Raw genomic sequence first — 996 nt, forward strand, 5'->3', positions numbered from 1 at the left:
AGACTGCGGTCATTCACGGCTACGGGCCGACAGAAGCTACGGTGGATGCCGCATTTTTTCGGTACGACCACGAAAAAGACAGGGAACGGATGCGGCTTCCGATCGGAAAACCTGTACCAGGGGCGCGTCTTTATATTTTAGACAGTGAGAAAGCTGTCCAGCCCATAGGGGTGGCCGGAGAACTGTATATCGCAGGCGCGGGCGTCGCAAGGGGCTATTTGAACCGTCCGGAGCTGACAGAAGAACGGTTTCTCGATGACCCGTTTTATCGAGGGGAACGCATGTATCAAACGGGCGATCTGGCGAGATGGCTCCCGGATGGCGCCGTTGAATGGCTGGGCCGCATGGACGGCCAAGTGAAAATCCGCGGCTACCGAATCGAACCGGGAGAAGTCGAAGCGGCGCTTCGCCAGATCGACGGCGTGCGGGAAGCGGCGGTTGTCGCCCGGACAGAAGGGGAGGAAACCGAGCTTTGCGCCTATATTGAAGGTCAGGATCAAAAGACCGCAAGGACAGAACTGGGCAAACGCCTGCCGGCCTACATGATGCCTTCATCATTCATCGAGATGCGTGAGTGGCCTGTCACACCGAGCGGAAAGCTTGACCGCAAGGCGCTGCCCGCTCCCGACGGAGCGGCTGAACGACGCGCTTACACCGCGCCGCGAACCATCACGGAAATGAAGCTCGCCAAGCTTTGGGAAGAGGTGCTGAAATACTGCCCTGCCGGCACTCGCGACCACTTTTTCGAACAAGGCGGCCACTCGCTGAAAGCGACAGCGCTTGTCTCCCGCATTGCCAAAGCCTTTGGCGTGCAAGTGCCGCTGAAGGAGATCTTTGCCAAGCCGACACTGGAAGAGCTCGCCGCCGTGATTCAGGAATTGGATGAGAGCCCATATGCGGCGATTGAACCGGCGGAAATACAGGACACCTACCCGGTGTCCTCGGCGCAAAAGCGGATGTATGTCCTTCAGCAGCTGGAAGACGGCGGTGTCGGCT

Annotated in this window: 1 protein-coding gene; it reads left to right on the plus strand. The window is 58.8% G+C overall.

Annotated features, from left to right (window positions below):
- Window positions 1-996 (plus strand): non-ribosomal peptide synthetase (locus LQ247_RS21970; protein WP_231006602.1); only part of this gene is annotated, 996 nt, incomplete at both ends.

Source organism: Bacillus sp. BS3(2021) (genome assembly GCF_021043345.1).
GTDB lineage: Bacteria > Bacillota > Bacilli > Bacillales > Bacillaceae > Bacillus > Bacillus paralicheniformis.